This window comes from Microbispora corallina (assembly GCF_016863035.1).
GTDB lineage: Bacteria > Actinomycetota > Actinomycetes > Streptosporangiales > Streptosporangiaceae > Microbispora > Microbispora corallina.
On sequence record NZ_BOOC01000030.1, the window covers coordinates 40,609 to 57,322 of the forward strand.

The 16,714-nt window shown below is 73.3% G+C and carries 17 protein-coding genes; 8 read left to right on the plus strand and 9 right to left on the minus strand.

The features are described 5' to 3' along the window. Nucleotides 1-26 precede the first annotated feature (26 nt). The 3 genes from Mco01_RS26290 to Mco01_RS26300 form a co-directional block, all read right to left on the minus strand. Nucleotides 27-371: an STAS domain-containing protein gene (locus tag Mco01_RS26290; RefSeq protein ID WP_036328620.1), complete on the minus strand. Its 345-nt coding sequence runs from the start codon at nt 369-371 to the stop codon at nt 27-29. A 233-nt stretch (nt 372-604) separates the two neighbouring features. Beyond that, nucleotides 605-2,410: a glycosyltransferase gene (locus tag Mco01_RS26295; RefSeq protein WP_204059543.1), complete on the minus strand. Its 1,806-nt coding sequence runs from the start codon at nt 2,408-2,410 to the stop codon at nt 605-607. Between the two features lie 92 nt (nt 2,411-2,502). After that, nucleotides 2,503-3,078 (minus strand): hypothetical protein, encoded by a 576-nt coding sequence (locus Mco01_RS26300; RefSeq protein WP_204059544.1) that lies wholly within the window; start codon nt 3,076-3,078, stop codon nt 2,503-2,505. A gap of 362 nt (nt 3,079-3,440) precedes the next feature. Between Mco01_RS26300 and Mco01_RS26305 the strand changes: the two genes are divergently transcribed. Then, on the plus strand, nt 3,441-4,697 hold the full coding sequence (locus tag Mco01_RS26305) for an MFS transporter (RefSeq protein WP_204059545.1): 1,257 nt from the start codon (nt 3,441-3,443) through the stop codon (nt 4,695-4,697). 17 nt (nt 4,698-4,714) lie between these two features. Here the strand turns inward: Mco01_RS26305 and Mco01_RS26310 are convergent, their stop codons facing one another. After that, nucleotides 4,715-5,578 carry a helix-turn-helix transcriptional regulator gene (locus tag Mco01_RS26310; protein ID WP_204059546.1) on the minus strand — a complete coding sequence of 288 codons (864 nt, stop codon included), beginning with the start codon at nt 5,576-5,578 and terminating at the stop codon, nt 4,715-4,717. 101 nt (nt 5,579-5,679) lie between these two features. On the opposite strand from Mco01_RS26310, the gene Mco01_RS26315 reads away from it, so the two are divergent. The 3 genes from Mco01_RS26315 to Mco01_RS26325 all read left to right on the plus strand — a co-directional run bounded on the left by Mco01_RS26315 (nt 5,680) and on the right by Mco01_RS26325 (nt 7,635). Continuing rightward, nucleotides 5,680-6,597, plus strand: a complete 918-nt coding sequence (locus tag Mco01_RS26315) for an SDR family NAD(P)-dependent oxidoreductase (protein WP_204059547.1) — start codon at nt 5,680-5,682, stop codon at nt 6,595-6,597. A 101-nt stretch (nt 6,598-6,698) separates the two neighbouring features. Then, complete coding sequence (locus Mco01_RS26320) at nt 6,699-7,268, plus strand: DUF6232 family protein (protein ID WP_204059548.1); 570 nt, start codon at nt 6,699-6,701, stop codon at nt 7,266-7,268. A 22-nt stretch (nt 7,269-7,290) separates the two neighbouring features. Next, nucleotides 7,291-7,635 carry a hypothetical protein gene (locus Mco01_RS26325; RefSeq protein WP_204059549.1) on the plus strand — a complete coding sequence of 115 codons (345 nt, stop codon included), beginning with the start codon at nt 7,291-7,293 and terminating at the stop codon, nt 7,633-7,635. A 19-nt stretch (nt 7,636-7,654) separates the two neighbouring features. Here Mco01_RS26325 and Mco01_RS26330 read toward each other — a convergent pair whose 3' ends face one another. Beyond that, on the minus strand, nt 7,655-8,527 hold the full coding sequence (locus tag Mco01_RS26330) for an NAD(P)H-binding protein (RefSeq protein WP_204059550.1): 873 nt from the start codon (nt 8,525-8,527) through the stop codon (nt 7,655-7,657). A 97-nt stretch (nt 8,528-8,624) separates the two neighbouring features. On the opposite strand from Mco01_RS26330, the gene Mco01_RS26335 reads away from it, so the two are divergent. Beyond that, entirely contained in the window at nt 8,625-8,999 is a 375-nt protein-coding gene (locus Mco01_RS26335) for a winged helix-turn-helix transcriptional regulator (RefSeq protein ID WP_036328637.1), read from the plus strand. A gap of 29 nt (nt 9,000-9,028) precedes the next feature. On the opposite strand, the gene Mco01_RS26340 is transcribed toward Mco01_RS26335, so the two are convergent. Next, nucleotides 9,029-9,703 carry a GntR family transcriptional regulator gene (locus Mco01_RS26340; protein WP_204059551.1) on the minus strand — a complete coding sequence of 225 codons (675 nt, stop codon included), beginning with the start codon at nt 9,701-9,703 and terminating at the stop codon, nt 9,029-9,031. Between the two features lie 120 nt (nt 9,704-9,823). Here Mco01_RS26340 and Mco01_RS26345 point away from each other — a divergent pair, with 120 nt between their 5' ends. Next, a complete protein-coding gene (locus Mco01_RS26345; RefSeq protein ID WP_204059552.1) occupies nt 9,824-10,909 on the plus strand; it encodes a mandelate racemase/muconate lactonizing enzyme family protein in 1,086 nt (361 codons plus the stop codon). An 85-nt stretch (nt 10,910-10,994) separates the two neighbouring features. On the opposite strand, the gene Mco01_RS26350 is transcribed toward Mco01_RS26345, so the two are convergent. Beyond that, nucleotides 10,995-11,864, minus strand: coding sequence for an alpha/beta fold hydrolase (locus Mco01_RS26350; protein WP_204059553.1), 870 nt, complete (start codon nt 11,862-11,864; stop codon nt 10,995-10,997). Nucleotides 11,865-11,957: 93 nt separating this feature from the next. Next, nucleotides 11,958-12,521 (minus strand): YciI family protein, encoded by a 564-nt coding sequence (locus Mco01_RS26355; RefSeq protein WP_204059554.1) that lies wholly within the window; start codon nt 12,519-12,521, stop codon nt 11,958-11,960. Between the two features lie 379 nt (nt 12,522-12,900). Here Mco01_RS26355 and Mco01_RS26360 point away from each other — a divergent pair, with 379 nt between their 5' ends. Beyond that, nucleotides 12,901-13,350 carry a hypothetical protein gene (locus Mco01_RS26360; RefSeq protein ID WP_204059555.1) on the plus strand — a complete coding sequence of 150 codons (450 nt, stop codon included), beginning with the start codon at nt 12,901-12,903 and terminating at the stop codon, nt 13,348-13,350. A gap of 152 nt (nt 13,351-13,502) precedes the next feature. Here Mco01_RS26360 and helR read toward each other — a convergent pair whose 3' ends face one another. Beyond that, nucleotides 13,503-15,650 (minus strand): RNA polymerase recycling motor ATPase HelR, encoded by a 2,148-nt coding sequence (gene helR / locus Mco01_RS26365; RefSeq protein WP_204059556.1) that lies wholly within the window; start codon nt 15,648-15,650, stop codon nt 13,503-13,505. Between the two features lie 486 nt (nt 15,651-16,136). On the opposite strand from helR, the gene Mco01_RS26370 reads away from it, so the two are divergent. Next, nucleotides 16,137-16,625: a hypothetical protein gene (locus Mco01_RS26370; protein ID WP_204059557.1), complete on the plus strand. Its 489-nt coding sequence runs from the start codon at nt 16,137-16,139 to the stop codon at nt 16,623-16,625. The last annotated feature ends 89 nt before the right edge of the window (nt 16,626-16,714 follow it).

Sequence of the window (16,714 nt, forward strand, 5' to 3'; positions counted from 1 at the left end):
CCTTAACGCGCCAACCGAATGAAGTTCTACTCGGGGTGACGCAAAATCGCGGTATCGACATCGGGGTAGACCTTGATGCGCCGGTCGAGCCCGGTGGTCTTCAGGATGCGGGCGACCGGGGGCTGCGGCGACGCCAGGCACACCACCCCGCCCTGGCTGGTGGCCAGCCGCCACGCCTCGATGAGCACGCTGAGGCCGCTGGAGTCCATGAACGACAGGGCGGCCAGGTCGAGCACGAGCGTGGGGCCGTCGCTCTTGATGGCCTCACGCACCTCGTCCCGCAGGAACGGCGCCGTGAAGAGGTCGAGCTCGCCCTCGACGGCCACGACGACGGCGTTGGAGAGCGATTGGCGCGCGAGCCGCAGCTTCATCGGTGAACCTCCTCAGCCAGGCCCACTTTACTTGCGGATCACGCCCGGGCGAGCGAGAGGCGGCGAGCCGTGCGGCGGCCCCAGGCCACAGGCCGCCGGACGGCTCGGCCGCGGCACGCTGAAGCGCCGCATGGCGGGCCGGGGGCGGCTCGGCTTGGCGCGCCGGGCGGCTCCGCTTCGCGGGCCGGGGGGCGGCTCGGCTTGATGGGCCGCTTGGCGGGCCGGGGGGCGGCTCAGCCGCGCCGCAGGGCGCGCAGCATGCGCCGCACGACGGTGAGCGGAGTCGCGAGCCGCACCGACACGCTCAGCCTGCGGTTCACGGCCGTCGCGTACGGCCGCGCCGTCCACTGCACGGGCCCCCGCCACCAGCGCAGCGGGCGGTCGAGCGCGTCGGGGCCGCCGACCTTCACGGGGAACCGGGCGGGCGGGCCGCCCACGTCCAGCTCCAGGTAGGCGTCCCAGGTCCCGGGACGGAAGCCGCCCGTCTCCGCGGCGAACCCCTGAGGCCCGGCGGCCTCGACCGCCTCCCGCCGCTCCTCGCCCGACGCGCGCTCCCGCCACACGAGATGCCGTACGGCGGAGGCCGCCGGGGCCCGGCCGACGCGGACCTCCCCCTCGATCCGCAGTCGCCTGCCGCGCCAGGCCGTCGCGGTGAGCCGTACGGCGCCGGGCACCCGGACGGCGTGGCCGCCGACGTCGATCCCGAGGTGGCCGCCCGTCCGGGTGAGGAAGGGCACCACGACCACCCCGCCCGTGAAGCGCGGATCGGGGACCGCGACGGACGCGTCCCTGGCCGGGCCGAGGCGCACCAGCCGGCGGGCGCCCCCGCAGTCGACGGCCGCGTGGACGTCCCAGACGCCGGGCGGGAGCGCGGACGCCTCGACCGTGCCGCTGAACAGGTCGGCCACCCGGGTCACCGGGGGCGTGCGCTCCTCCCGGGACGTCCGCTCCCGCAGCACCAGCCCCGGCTCGCCGCGCATCCCGGCGAGCGAGACGCTCCCGGAGATCGTGAGCCGGTCGCCGTCCCATTCCAGCCCCGTCAGGCGGTGGCGCAGCGTCGCCGTCCCGACGCGGGCCAGCCGTACGAGGTGGCCGAGGTCGTCGAGCGACGCGGCGCGGGCGCGGTCGGCGGCCTCCAGGAGGTCGCGCACGCCGGCGGTGAGCCACTGGGCGCAGATGTCGGCGACCTCGACCGCGATCTTCTCCCGGTCGGCCTCCCCCGCCGTGAGGAAGGGCGCGCCGAGCTGGGGGAAGACGTCCCGGCGGAAGTGGCGCAGGAGCAGGTGGTCGCGCAGCGGGCCCGCCGGCACGTGGCGGGCCATGAGCTCGATGGGGACGCGGACCGTGCGCAGCCAGGCGAGCGGGTCGCGGCCGGCCGGCGGCCCGGGGAGGGCGTCGCCGTCGCGGCGGCGGCTGACGTGGTAGCAGTCGTGGTCGGCCACGACGGAGATGACCCGCGCGTGGCAGTAGGCGTGGACCGCGAAGGCCATGTCGGCGCCCAGGCGAAGGCCCTCGTCGAACCGGATGCCGTGCCGCAGCAGGGTCGCACGGCGGAAGAGCTTGAAGCAGGACAGGTCGTCGTAGACGCGGCTGCCGCGTAACGGCACGCGTTCGGCGCTCTCCCGGTAGACGGACGCCGGGACGCGCTCGGGGTCGCCGACGACCCGGCCGAGGACGATGTCGGACTCGTTGCGGTCGCCCGCGGCCACCATCCGCCATAACGCGTCGTGGCCGAGGTGGTCGTCGGCGTCGCAGAAGAAGGCGTAGCGGCCGGTCGCGAGGTCGAGGCCCCGGTTGCGGGCGGCGCCCGGCGTGCTCGGGTGCGGCTCGCGGACCACCGTGATCATCCGGGGGTGGTGGGCCGCGTAAAGATCGAGGAGCGCCCTCGTGCCGTCCGGCGAGCCGCCGTCCACGATGATGATCTGCTTGCTGACCCGCTGCACGAGCAGGGAGGTGAGGCACCGGTCGAGGTGCGCGCGGCAGTTGTACGCCGGCACTATCACGCTGACGTCGACCCCGTCGTCACTCCCCGTGTTCATCGCCTTTCATTATGTGTCCCCTGGGGCCCGGCGGGGCGGTTCCGCCGCGCGACCCGCCAGAGGCGTCCGAGGACGCGCGGGGCGTGCGCCCGTCAGGACCGGCCCCGGGCGCCGACCTCCCCCTGGCGGTCCGGATCCCGCGACGGGAACCAGCCGGTGCCCACCGGCCCGACGTCGTGGTGGCGTCCCGGCTGTACGGCCGCGTGGCGGCGGCCGGGTCCGGGTCCACTGCGGGCGGCCAGGGCGTCGGCCACCACACCGGTGGCCATGCCGTACACGGTCTTGTGCAGCACGTCGGCGGCCAGCTCGTCGCGAGGCCAGGTCCAGGGCGGCGCGCCGACCCCGGTCGCGTTCTCCAGGAGCTGGTCGTTCGTCAGCCGGACGGCGGTGAACATGGCCGAGGCCCACGGGCCGCGCAGCCCCGCGTGCGCCATCGCGGCCCGCAGCACGCCCATCAGCGCCCCCTGCCCGGCGTGCATGGCGACGTTGAGCACGCGTCCCCAGCGCGGGGACACCTCGCACACGCGCAGCAGGCGCTGGAGTGTACGGCCCGGCACCTTCGAGTCGGGCCGGCCGGTGAACCGCTGCTCGATCTTCTCGCCCAGGGTCATCACGGCGGCGCCCGTCAGGCCGGCGACCAGCCCCTCGACGACGGTGCCTTTCATCATGCGAGTGGCGTACCCGTCCATATCGGGACATACCGCCCACGCTCCTCCCGCTGCGCCGACCGGTCGCGCCGATGGTCATGAAGCGCGGAGCGGGGGGCAGTAACCCCCTAGACCGGTGACGAGACCGTCTGAAAGGGTTGGATCGCTCGCGGGATGCGGGCGGATCGGGGGCGACGGTGACGGCAGAGGGACCGCGAAGGGTGCCGGGCTTCCCGGCGGACCGGGCGAAGGCGCGGCGCGGATCGCCGGAACCGCGCCAGGACGGGGCCACGCGGCAGGACGCACCGGAACCCGGCCAGGACCGCGCGGACGGGCGTCGCGAACCGCCGGAGCCGCGCCGGGACCGCGCCGAGCGGCGGGGCGTGCCGGGGATCGTCCGCTACCTGGCGGCGGCGGTGCTCGTCCGTACGGCGGACGGGGGCGCGGCCGTGGGGCTGGTCCTGCTCGCGCTCGACCCGGCGCTGCGCCTGCGCGACGCCGCCGCGACCGGCGGCCTGCTGGCGGCGGCGCTGAGCGCGCCGCACCTCATCGGGCCGTGGGCGGCCCACCGGCTCGACCGGTCCCGTGACAGCCGCCGCATCCTGGCCGTGGCGTACGTCCTCTACGGCGCCGGACTGGCCGCCGGGTCGCTGGCCCTCGGCCGGGCTCCGCTCGTCACCGCCGTGGCACTGGTGGCCGTCGCGGGAGCGTGCGGCCCCCTGCTGACGGGCGGCCTGAGCAGCAGGCTCGGCGGCATCGTGGGCCCCAGCGTGCGCGAGCAGCGCCGGGCCCAGGGCTGGGACTCCCTGACGTACGGCATCGCCGGTACGGCCGGGCCGGGCGTAGTGGCCGCGTTCGCCGGGCTGCTCGGCCCGCTGCCCGCCCTGCTCGGCCTCAGCTGCGCGGCCGCGGCGGCCGCCCTGCTGACGTGGACGCTGCCGCACGACGGCCGTGGACGGCCGGCCGAGGAGGAGACCCCGGGCGTGCTGGCCGGGATGGCGGTGATGGCCCGGATCGGGCCGCTGCGCCGGGTGACGCTGCTGACCCTGCTCAGCGCGCCGCAGATCGGCGCCCTCCCCGTCATCGCCGCCGTGCTCGCGCCCCACCTGACACACCGGCCGGGCGCCGCCGCGACGCTGACGGTGGCGGCCGGGCTGGGCAGCCTCGCCGGATCGCTGGTCGTGACCGTCTTCCCGCTCAGGGGGGAGCCCGAGACGCTGGCGCTGCGGCTGTTCGCGGTGACGGCGGCCGCCACCGCCCTGTGCGCGCTCGCGCCGGCCTATCCCCTGGCGCTCGCCGGGTTCGCCGCGATCGGCGCGGCCAACGCGGTCTCCTTCACGGCCACCCTCGCCGCCCGTCAGGCGTACGCGCCGCCCGGCGCGCGGGCGCAGGTCTTCGTTACAAGCGCGGGGCTGAAAGTGGCGCTCGCCTCGGTCGGGTCGGCCACGGCGGGGGCGGCGGCGGGGCTGGGCGGCAATGCTCTGCTGCTGCTCACGGCCGCGCTGTTCGGGGTGGCCGTCCTGGCGGCGGCCGGCGACCTCGCCCTCACCGGGGGACGGCGTGCCGGCCGGAGGGCAGCCCGTCGGCCTGCTCCTGACCAGGCGTCCCCGCCGGAGCGCAGCCCGTCGGCCTGCTCCTGACGCGGCGGCCCGGGCCGTCAGGGGCGGGTGGCGGCCGGCGAGGACGGCCGGGCCGGAGCGGGCGGGGCGGCCAGGTGCCCGAGCAGGTGCAGCCGCTCGTACGAGGCCGAGCCCGGCTCGGCGTGGTACGTCACGAGCATCTGCCCCGGGGCGCCGGGGAGCGCGAGCTTCTCGTAGCGCAGGTCGAGCGGGCCGACCTGGGGGTGGAGCAGGCAAGTCAGGCCGCTCGTCTTCTGCCGGACGTCGTGCCGGGCCCACAGGGTGCGGAAACGGTCGCTGCCCAGGCTGAGCTCGCCGACCAGCTCGAGGAAGCGCGGGTCGCCGGCGAGCGACCCCGTGACCGACCGCAGGTAGGCGACCGCCTTGGCCGTCATCTCGTCCCAGTCCCGGTAGAAGACCCGCATCTCCGGTTCGAGGAACGCGGCGCGCAGCGTGTTCACGCCGGGCGCGAAGAACGGGCTGAGCGCGACGGCCAGCGGGTTCGCGGCCAGCGTCGTCATGTACCGGCCGTGGACGAGGGCCGGCGTCGTCGTCCAATTGGCGATCAGGCTCCGCACGCTCGCGCTGACCCGCTCGGGCCGGGACGGCCTGCGTGCGGCGGGCCGGGCGGGACGGGCCAGCTCACGGAGGTAGGCGACCGCGTCGCCGTCGAGGCGCATGGCGCGTGCGATGCTCTCCAGGACCTGGTCGGACGGGTTGTGGTCGCGGCCCTGCTCCAGGCGCAGGTAGTACTCCACGCTGATCCCCGCGAGGAACGCGACCTCCTCTCGCCGCAGGCCCGGGACCCGTCGCCGGCCTCCCGAGGGCAGGCCGACGTCCTCCGGACGCAGGCGCTCGCGGCGCACGCGCAGGTAGTCGCCGAGGGTGCTGCTGGTCGCCATGGCTTCAGGGTAGGCGCGGGCCGCCGGTGGATCCTGTCCCAGCGACTACCAGTGTCGGCGGGGACTTACTCCGCGTCACGGAAGTGTCCAGGGTGGACGCCATGACACAGACCCTGACGACACCGTTCGGATTCAGCTCGACCGCCGACGAGGTCCTCGCCGGCGTGGACCTCACCGGGGCCCGGGCCGTGGTCACCGGAGCCTCTTCCGGCGTGGGGACCGAGACGGCCCGCGCCCTCGCCGCCGCCGGGGCCGCCGTCGTGCTCGCCGTACGCGACCGGGAGGCGGGCGGGCGGACCGCGGCCGGCATCGCGGAGTCCACCGGAAACCGGGACGTGCGCGCCGCCGTCCTCGATCTGGCCGACCTCGGCTCGGTCCGCCGGTTCGCCGAGGACTGGGACGGGCCGCTGCACATCCTCGTCAACAACGCCGGGATCATGGCGCTGCCGGAGCTCACCCGCACGCCGGAGGGGCGGGAGATGCAGTTCGCCGTGAACGTCCTCGGGCACTACGCGCTGACCGTCGGCCTCCACCGGGCCCTCGCCGCGGCGGGCGGCGCCCGGGTCGTCTCGCTCAGCTCGAACGCCCACCTGTTCGGGCCTCCGGTGTTCGACGACCTCGACTACCGGTTCCGGCCGTACGCTCCCCTTCCGGCGTACGCGGAGTCGAAGACGGCCTGCGTGCTCCTGGCGGTGGCGGTCACCCGGCGGTGGGCGGACGACGGCGTGCTGGCCAACGCGGTGCATCCCGGGGCCATCGCCACCGGCCTCCAGCGGCACACCGGCGGCCTGCGCACCCCTCCCGAGCGCCGCAAGACCCCGGCCCAGGGCGCCGCGACCTCGGTGCTCGCCGCCGCCTCGCCGCTGCTGGCCGGGGTGGGCGGCCGCTACTTCGAGGACTGCGCCGAGGCCGAGGTGAGGCGGGAGGCGCCGCCCCTGTTCGGCGGCGGCGTCGCCCCCTTCGCCCTCGACCCGGCCAACGCCGACCGCCTCTGGTCGCTCGCCGCCGCCATGATGTGAGTAGGGGGGTACTCTCCACGTCCGGGCCCTTCCCGTCCCACCATCGAGGCGTCGATGGCGCACGGGCCGCCGTCCACGCGACGGCCGGAGGTGGGGACGAGATGGGCAGGGAACGGGTCGGAGAGATCCGCATCAGCAGGCGGACCGTCCAGATCGGGCACGAGGTCTACCCGCTGGCGAACATCTCGCGGGTGCAGAGCCTCCGCCTGGTCTGGGGCGGCCGGCTCGCGACGCTCTACCCGCTCCGGCAGATAGCCGTGACTTTGCTGCTGGCCGCGGTTGTCGTCGCGGCTGCGGGACTCGTCCCCCGTCTCGGCCTGGACACCGGCGTCGACCTCGACGACCTTTCCCGGCAGGTCGCCGCCGGGGCCGCCGTCCTCGCCGGGGTAAGGATCGCGTATCTGCTCCTCGTGCTGCTCCACCGCCTGCTGGTCAGGCGGTCGCGGTACGCGCTGATGATCGAGACGGCGGGCACGCAGTACGCCGCGCTGTCGGGGACGGACGAGAACGAGATCCACCGGATCAAGGGCGAGATCGTCCGGGCCATCGAGGACCCGCCGGCGCACGACCGCGTGGTTCAGGTGCACGGCGACCTCGTGATCGGCGAGAAGGTCGGCCGGGACAAGTACCAGGTCGGCGGCGCCGGCAACTCGATGACCGTCAACAAGTGAACGTCGTCAGGAGGGGTGGCCGATGCCGGACCACGTGTTCGGGAGCAAGGTCGGGCGCGACCAGTACACGCAGAGCGGCAGCAACAACAGCTTCGTCGTCAACCACGGCGCCGAGGTGTCGCGGGCCGAGGTGGACGCCGCCGTCGAGGAGCTGCGCGCGTTCGTCGCCCAGCTGACCCGCGACGGCGTGGTCCACGCGGACGGGAGCGTCGCCGACCCCGGCGCGGTCGTCGCCGCCGTGGAGTCGCAGCCGAACCGGCTGCGGGCGCTCGCGGGCGCCATCGCCGGCGGCGCCAAGGACGCCGTCCTCTCCGTCGTCAAGGACGGGGTGGCCGCCCTGATCGTCGCCCTCGTCGGCCGGATGTGACCCCCTGCCGGGGCGGCGTTCACGACGCCAGCGCGTCGGCGATGCTCCGGGCGATCGGCGTGGTGGGACGGCCGATGAGACGCGACAGGTCACCCGGCGTGCCGGCCAGCAGGCCGCGCCCGATGGCGAGGTCGACGTCGACGTAGACCTCGGCGACGGGCTCGGGCAGGCCCACGCCGACGAGGATCGCACGGCGCTCCTCCGGGGTGACGGAGACGTGGACGACCGTCCTGCCGGTCTGCCGCGACACCTCCTCGGCGAACTCCTCGAACGTCCACGCGGTGTCGCCGCTCAGCTCGTACGCCGTGTTCAGGTGGCCGTCCTCGCGGAGGACGACGGCCGCGGCGGCGGCGTAGTCCGCACGGGCGGCGGTGGCGATGCGGCTTCCCGGGGCCGCGTTGGTGACGACGGCCCCGCGCTCCACGACGCCGGGGAGGTCGCCGACGTCCCCGGCGTAGACCTCGGAGTACCAGTTGTTGCGCAGGAAGGTGTACGGCAGGCCGGAGTCGAGAATCAGCTGCTCGGTCTCCCTGTGGTCGGCCGCGAGCAGGAAGTCGGCCTTCGGGCCCCCGAACACGCCGGGGTAGGCCACCTGGCCCACGCCCGCCGCCCCGGCGGCCTCGATGACGCCCGCGTGCTGCGCTCCGCGCCTGCCCAGGTCCCCTCCGGGGATGAGCAGCAGGCGGTCGTCCGGCCCGAAGGCGCCCGCGAACGACTCCGGCCGGTCGTAGTCGGCCACGTGCAGCCGTACGCCCCGGTCCGCCAGGTCGGCGGCCTTGTCCTTGTCGCGCACGACGGCCGTGATCCCGGCCGCCGGCACCCCGGACGCGAGCAGGTCCCCGATGACCAGGCGGCCGAGCCGTCCCGTCGCGGCGGTGATGACGATGCCCATCGACGTGCTTCTCTCCTCAGTGGGTGGATCCGTGCGGCTCGACCCTAGGCGCCCTACTGGCGGGAAGTAAGTACCCACTTTGAAGTAAGGTACTGGGATGGAGGTAAGGACGACCGAGGTCCCGGACGTGGACCGGTTCTGCCGCTTCTCCCGGGCCGTGCTCGAACACGTCACCAGCCGGTGGGGGGTCCTCGTCCTCATCGCCCTGCTGGAGCGGTCGTACCGGTTCAGCGAGCTGCGCCGGCGGGTCGGCGACGTGAGCGAGAAGATGCTCGCGCAGACCCTGCAGACGCTGGAGCGCGACGGGTTCGTCCACCGCGACGCCAAGCCCGTGATCCCGCCGCGGGTGGACTACTCCCTGACGCCGCTCGGCCGCGAGGCCGCCGAACGGATCTGGGAGCTGACCCGCTGGGTGGAGGCGAGGCTCGACCAGGTCGCGACGGCGCAGGAGTCGTACGACGGCCGCCCCTGACCAGCCTGCGGCTCGGGCCGCGGCCGGGTTCAGTCGAACGCCGGCAGCTGCCGCTCGCGCGCGCGGCTGAGATGGGCGCGCATGGCCTCCTCCGCCTCTTCCGGACGGCCGGCCCCGATGGCGGCGGCGACCCGCCGGTGCTCCTCCACCGTCGTGCCCGCGTGGGCGTACGGGAAGTACCTGCGGTGCAGGTGGAGGTGGACGTGCAGGCGTTCGAGCCCGTCGCGCAGCAGCGGGTTGCCCGACGCCTCGGCGACCAGGTCGTGGAACCGGGCGTCGTGCGTGGTGAAGGCCGCGTGCCAGCCCCGGCCGTCGGGGTCGTCCGCCTCCGGCGTCAGTGACGTCGCGGCCTCCATGGCGATCGCCTCCCGCTGCTCGGACGTGGCGCGCTCCGCGGCCCACCGGGCGGCCGCGCACTCCAGCAGCAGCCGCATCTCGAACATCTGGGTGAACTCGGCGGGCGTGAGGAGGGGGCTCACGGTGTAGCCGGCGAGGGGCCTCTTGCGTACCAGCCCGTCGGACTCCAGCCGGGCCAGGGCCTCGCGGACCGGCGTGGGGGACACGTCGAGCTCACGGGCCAGCGCGTCGATGTTGACCCGGTCGCCGGGCCGCATGCTGTGCTCGAGGATCAGCGCCCGCAGCGTCTCGTACACGTCGTCGCCGAGCGTGGACCGCCTGAGTCGGATCGGTTCCGGCCGTGCCATCGAGCGCAATCCTCCCAGCCTTACGCCTTGACGTCCCACCGAGGAGCGGACTATATCTCCGTTTTGAAATCCTATAGGATCTACGATGGGCGTCCACCCGCCCAGCCAGGAGCTCTCCCCTTGCTCGCGATCACCCAGGCCGAGGCCTACCTCGTCGACCTCGAGGTCGAGACCGTCCGCACCGACGCCGTCCAGTCGTTCGTCAAGCAGGAGACCGTCTTCGTCGAGATCCGGACCGACGACGGCGGCGTCGGCACCGGCTACTCGTACACCATCGGCACCGGCGGCACGGCGGTCCTCGCGCTGCTGCGCGACTACCTCTTACCGCGGCTGCTGGGCGCGGACGCCCGGCGGGTGGAGGCGGTGTGGCGCGACCTGTTCGCCGCGACCCGGGCGACCACGGTCGGCGCGATCACCTCTCTCGCCCTCGCCGCGGTCGACACGGCCCTGTGGGACCTGCGGTGCCGTGACGCGGGACAGCCACTGTGGGTGCTCGCGGGCGGGGCGAAGGACCGGATCCCCCTGTACGACACCGAGGGCGGCTGGCTGCACCTGAGCACCGAGGAGCTGATCGCGGGCGCAACGGCGAGCCGGGCCGCGGGCTGGCCCGGGGTGAAGCTCAAGATCGGCCGCTCGCCGGTGGAGGACGCGGAGCGCCTGGCCGCCGTCCGGGCCGCCGTCGGGCCGGACCTCGACCTCATGCTCGACGCCAACCAGTCGCTCACCCCGGCCGAGGCCGTCCGGCGGGCCCGGCTCCTCGAGCCGTACGACCCGTACTGGTTCGAGGAGCCGCTGCCGGGCGACGACGTCGCCGGGCACGAGGCGCTGGCGGCGGCGTCCACGATTCCCATCGCGGTCGGCGAGTCGCTCTACTCGCCGGCGCAGTTCCGCGAGTACCTCCACCGGCGGGCGGCGGGCGTCGTCCAGGTGGACGTGGCGCGCATCGGCGGCATCACGCCGTGGCTCAAGGTCGCGCACCTCGCCGAGACGTACAACGTGCCGGTCTGCCCGCACTTCCTGATGGAGTTGCACGTGAGCCTGTGCTGCGCGGTGCCCAACAGCCGCTACCTGGAGCACATCCCCCAGCTCCGGGCGATCACCCGCGGGGAGATCGCGGTCGCCGACGGGCACGCGCTGCCGCCGGCCGCGCCCGGCCTCGGCATCGAGTGGGACCGCGACGCCATCGACGACCGAAGGGTCGCGTGACCACGCCCACCACGCCCACCATGAGGCGGCCGTGGGCGCCTGCGGCGCGGCCATTTTCGATGGCAACTGACACGCGATGCCGCTGCTACTGCTCGGTGAGGACCTGGCGGAGCGTGACGGCGAAGGCGTCCGGGTCGCCCTTCATGCCGAACTCACCGCCGAGAAAACCGCCGTGGTGGCTGGGGAAGACCACGGGCTTCGTGCCGAGCCGTTCGGCGACGGCCAGGCCCGCGCGGTGGGCCATCTCCCCCTCCGACTCGGCCCCGACACCGACGACGATGCGGGTGGAGGCCGCGCGCAGCGCGTCGAAGTCGTGCTCGTAGTGCGTGCAGGTCACGAGGTTCTGCCTGAACAGCGGATCGTCGCGGGTGCCGTCGTCGTCCGCCGGCAGCCCGAATTCGGCCGGGCTCGCGACCGGGCGGTCCGCGAAGTCGTCCGGGATCTCGCCGCGCAGGCCGGTCACCGCGATGAACTTCACCATCGCCGGCCCGAACCCGCTCTGCTCGTACGTCCGGCGGATGTCCGCCACCGCGGCCAGCGCCTGCTCCCGGTCGGGCAGCACCTGGGCGGCCGGCGGCTCGTGCGCCACAAGCGTGCGCACCTGCCGGGGGTGCCGGGCCACCAGCGCGAGCGCGTTGACGGCGCCCCCGCTGCTCGCGAACATGTCCACCGGCCCGCCGCCGAGCGCGTCGATGAGCCGGTGCAGGTCGTCCGCGTGCTGCTCGGGGGTCGACTCGCCGGCGCCCTCGGCCCGCGTGCTCCGCCCGATCCCGCGCGGGTCATAGGTCACCACCGTGCGGTCCGGGAAGTGCCCGGCCAGGGCGGTGAAGCCGCCGGCGTCCATCGGCGACCCGATCATCAGCAGGATCGGGGAGCCGCTCCCGTCGGCCTTCCGTACGTCGTAGCAGATGACGCAGCCGGCCGTCTCAAGGGTGTGGGTCTCGGGCTCGGTCATGCGATCGCTCCTTGCTCATCGCCTGCGATGCGACAGGCATCGCACACCAGTTCGACGACAAGCTACTACACCTCGTTACTCCCGCGCCGGTGTTCATGCGGGCCGGCCGCCGAACGCCCAGTTGTGCACCTCGATGTCGGCGTACCGGTCCTGTGTCAGGATGGCGCGCGCCGCGTCCGCGTCCCGCGCCCGGAGCAGCGCCGCCGTACCCAGCCAGGCGGCGCCGTCGTCCGACAGCAGCGGCCCGTACGCGATCAGGTCCTCGTCCACACCGGCCGGTACGGCGAGGTCGGCGGCCTGCCCCGCACCGAGGCCGAGCACCAGGTAGCGGTTGCCGCCGGTACGGCCGCCGGAGAAGTCCCACATCGTCCGCCCCAGCGTGTTGCGCCAGCGCCGAAGCAGCACGTCCCGGTACACGCCGGCCTGGTAGTTGGGCTCGTCGAAGGCGAACGCGCGTGCGGCGGCGGAATCGGGCAGGTCGGCGATGTGCACGCTGCCGGTGGCCGGGTCGTCGTCGCCGCCGTCGCCCGCGAAGGTCGGGCCGCGGGCGATCATCTCGGCGGCGTGCCGGTCCATGTAGGACCAGTGCTCTTCCAGCAGTTCGTCGCGCAGGGCCATGGAACCGGGCCGGTCCCGGTGATAGCAGAAGAACTCCATGGTCGATTATCCGATCACCATGCCCGCTGTCCCGTGCGGGTGTAGTGGTCGTACTGCCTCTTACGGCCCCCGCTCTACGGACGGGTTTCGACTCGGCTGTGCACTCCGGCCGTACCCTGATCGACAGCCGATGCCGGGGCACACAGAATCGGCTCAGGTCGAGCCCCGCCAGGTCGGCTGCCCGTAGATCAATCTTCTCCAGTTCGATGCCATCTCCCGAAAGGACCATCGTTCGTCGGCTGAGCACCCCCATCACCGCACCGATGTCGTCGCGAAGTCCCCCGTGATAGCGCTCCCGTTCACGGTCGACTTCCTTCATCGGGCGGGTCGGCGGCCAGGGCGCGTGCAGTCGGACGAAGGAGGCCAGCAGGGCGGCGGCGTGACCGCGGTAGTGCGGCGCAGCAGACGCGATCTGCTCCATCGCGTAGACGCCCCCCATCCGCGTTCCGATGTGCTCGCTGGCCAACTGCTCGATGGCCTTGGCGAACAGGTCGACGAACTGTCCTTCTCGGTTCACTCGGATCTGGCGCAGTGTCATCACGGCGCCCAGCGCGACACTGCCCAGCGCCACCAGCGCCGCCAGTCCCTGCAGCAAGGTCACCCGCACGTCGTTGATGGCTTTGAGCCGGTCGCCGGCCGCAAAGCCCGGCGCTCCGCCGCCAAGATCGTGCTGGACAAGCCAGGCGGGAAGAAGGAAGACGCATGCGACAACCAGGACACCCACAACGACCACGCCCAGAGTCACCACAATCGCACGTCGAATCACCCCGTGGGGCATGACGCCACCCCCTCCCGAAGTACGGTCGAGCCAGAAGATTCAGGAACATGACTCCGCTTCGTCGCGAGTCGACCAGCGGGTGGCGTAGCCGGCAGCTGATCATGTGGCGTCGGCGAGTTGTGGTTGGTGTGACTATGACCCGGCCAGGGCGGTGTGCGCCAGGTGTTCGGCCAGATCGCCTGCGAGCGGGGCCGTGTCTGACCTCAGGAGCCGGTGAGGATGACGAGCCGCTGGGTGGCCCGGGTCATCGCGACATAGCGGTCGACCGCTCCTTCGACCCCCGTGCCGAACGCCTCCGGGTCGACGAGCACGACCAGGTCGAACTCGAGCCCCTTCGCCAGCTCCGGGGTCAGCGACCGTACGCGGGACGTCTCCTGGAAGGCGGGGTCGCCGATGACGCAGGCGACGCCCTCGGCGTGCTCGGCGAGCCAGGCGTCGAGGATCGGGCCCAGGTCGGAGACGGATCCGTGGACGACGGGGACGCCGCTGCCGCGGATGGAGGTCGGCACGTTGGCGTCCGGGATCACGGCCCGGATGACCGGCTCGGCCTCCGCCATGACCTCCCCCGGCGTCCGGTAGTTGATGCTGAGGGAGGCCAGGGTGATCCGGTCGAGCCCGATCCGTTCGAGCCGTTCCCGCCACGACTCGGTGAACCCGTGCCTGGCCTGGGCGCGATCCCCCACGATGGTGAAGCTCCGGGACGGGCAGCGGAGCAGCAGCATCTGCCACTCGGCGTCGGTCAGCTCCTGGGCCTCGTCCACGACGATGTGCGCGAACGGGCCGGCGAGCCGGTCCGGTTCGGCGGCGGGCAGCCCGGCCTCGTCGACCAGGGTGTCCTGCAGGTCCTGTCCGCGCAGCATCGACATCACGAGCATCTCGGAGTCGTCGGCCTCGATCAGGTCGTCGACCACCCGCGCCATGCCCTCGCGCTGGGCGGCGACGGCGGCGTCATGGCGGCGCCTGCGCCGTGACGCCTCCGGGTCGCCGAGCCGCTGCCGCGCCGCGTCCAGCAGCGGCAGGTCCGACACCGTCCAGGCGTGGGCGTCCCCGCGTTGCAGCCTCCGTACGTCGTCGGGAGCGAGCCAGGGGGCGCACAGGCGCAGATAGGCCGGCACCGTCCACAGGTCTCCGACGAGGTCGGTCGCCTCGATCACGGGCCACGCCCGGTTGAACGCCGTGAGCAGTTCCCTGTCCTGCAGCAGCGACCTGCGGACGAGATGAGCCGGGGCGTCGCCGTCGTGCTTGTCCACCAGGATCGTGAGGAGCTCCTCCAAGATCCGGTCGCGTGCCTCGTTGTGCGGGGTGCCCGGTTCCGGCCCTTCGAACGCCTCGGCCCAGTCGTCCGGGCTCAGCCATATGTCGGACCAGTGGGTCGTGACCGTCATCCCCTTCGTGGGCGGGTTCTCGTAGAACCTGACGGCCGGCTCGATCGCCTTGACCATGTCCGCGGACGACTTCAGGCGGGCCACGTCCGGGTCGGTCTCGACCGCCGCCGCCGCTCCCTCGGCGACCAGGTCCCGCAGGGTGCAGGTCTGCACGCCCTCCTCTCCGAGGCTGGGCAGGACGTCGGCGACGTACGCCAGGTAGGGCTGGTGCGGACCGACGAACAGCACGCCGCCCCGGCGGTGACCGAGGCGAGGGTCGGAGTAGAGAAGGTAGGCGGCGCGGTGCAGGGCGACGACGGTCTTCCCCGTGCCCGGACCGCCGTCGACGACGAGGGCGCCGCGGGATCCCGCGCGGATGATGGCGTCCTGGTCCGCCTGGATGGTCCCGAGCACGTCCCGCATCCGGGCCGACCGGCCCGCGCCCAGGCTGGCGATGAAGGCGGACTGGTCGTCGAGCGCGGCGTGCCCGTCGAAGCCGTCCGAGGTGAACACCTCGTCCCAGTAGTCGCTGATCCGGCCGCGGGTCCAGCGATACCTGCGGCGGCTCGCCAGGCCCATCGGGTTGCCGTGGGTGGCTCCGAAGAACGGCTCGGCCGCCGGGGAACGCCAGTCGAGCAGCAGCCGGCGACCCGCGCGGTCGGTGAGGCCGAGTCGTCCGACGTACACAGGCTCGGGGTCGTCCGCGCCGACCATGTGCCCGAGGCACAGGTCCAGGCCGAAGCGGCGCAGCACGCGCAGACGAGCGGTCAGCCGGTGGATCTCCAGGTCGCGGTCCAACGCCTGCCGCCCCCCGCGGCCCGACGCCATGCGCTCGGCGTCGAGGCGCTCGGAAAGATCGGCGATCGACTGCTCGAGGCTCTCCGCGATGGCCGCGAACTGCTGCTCGTCGCGGGCGATCAGCGCCGGGACCGCCTTGCGGGACAGGCGCTCGGGAAGGTCGAACGCGCTGGTGGTCAGCGGGTTCACGTCATCAGCTCCGATCTTGGGCCGCTTGTACGCGCGGCACGGCGTCCTGGCCTCGGGTGACGAGCGCGAGCACGTTCCGTTGCCGGTGCGGGTTCTCGAGTTCTGGGCCGGTGTGGTCACGCGGAGACGGGCGGTCTCCGCCGTCGGGCCGCGTCGAGCAGCAGCCCCGCGGCCGCCGTCGCCCCGTCGGCGCGGGACCCGTACGTCGACAGCACCACGTGCATGTCGCGCCCCCCATTTCCGCACGTTCCGGCCTCGGCCAGCGATTCTGCGGCATGACCGGGGTCTTGCCGCAAGCCCCCCGGTCCGCTATACGTTGAGAGTGGAGAGGAGCGGACACTCCCCTTTCCCCTCATCGCCCGCCGCGGAGCGCACGCGGCGAATCCCCCGTTCAGGGCTTGTCACCTTAAGGCTGCGTCCCCCTGGGCGGAATGGCCGCTCGCAGAGATCCCGCCCGACCTTGATCGACTTCAGTACTCTGCGACCATGAGAGTCGGCGCCCGGTCCGTAACGATCATCTTCGGCTTGGCCATGGCGGCCCTTGCGGTGAGCGGGCTCGGGTACACCGCGCTGAGGACGTCCACCGGTTCGGAATGCACATCCGCGGAGGAGGCCCTGATCCCGGTGCTGGCGGCTCAGACGATTCTCGCCGCCCGCCCGGACAGTGCCGTCGCACGTGACCGTTACTCCGGATGCTTCCAGGACGACCCGTTCCCCTACGCGGGAACTTTCTACGAGTTTCGCGGACACCGGGAGAGCTACGCGTCCTTCTATGAGGCGAAGGCCAAAGCCGACGGATGGCGGCCGGTTGTCGCCGATGAGCCTTCCGAGGACGTCTGTTACACGAAGAAGGTGGGTGACGCCACCGCCTTCTTGTCCGTAGGGGCGAACAGCGTCGACGCCGTCCAGGGATACAGCATCACCGTGTCCGCTTCTTACCAGGAGGTCCCGGAGGACGGCGGGCTCCTGTGCTGAGTGTGGAAGGCATCGGACCGCGCGGCATCAAACTCCGGTGGGCTCGTGGTGAAGCCCGCACCTGCCGGGCCCATGGGATGGGCCGGCAG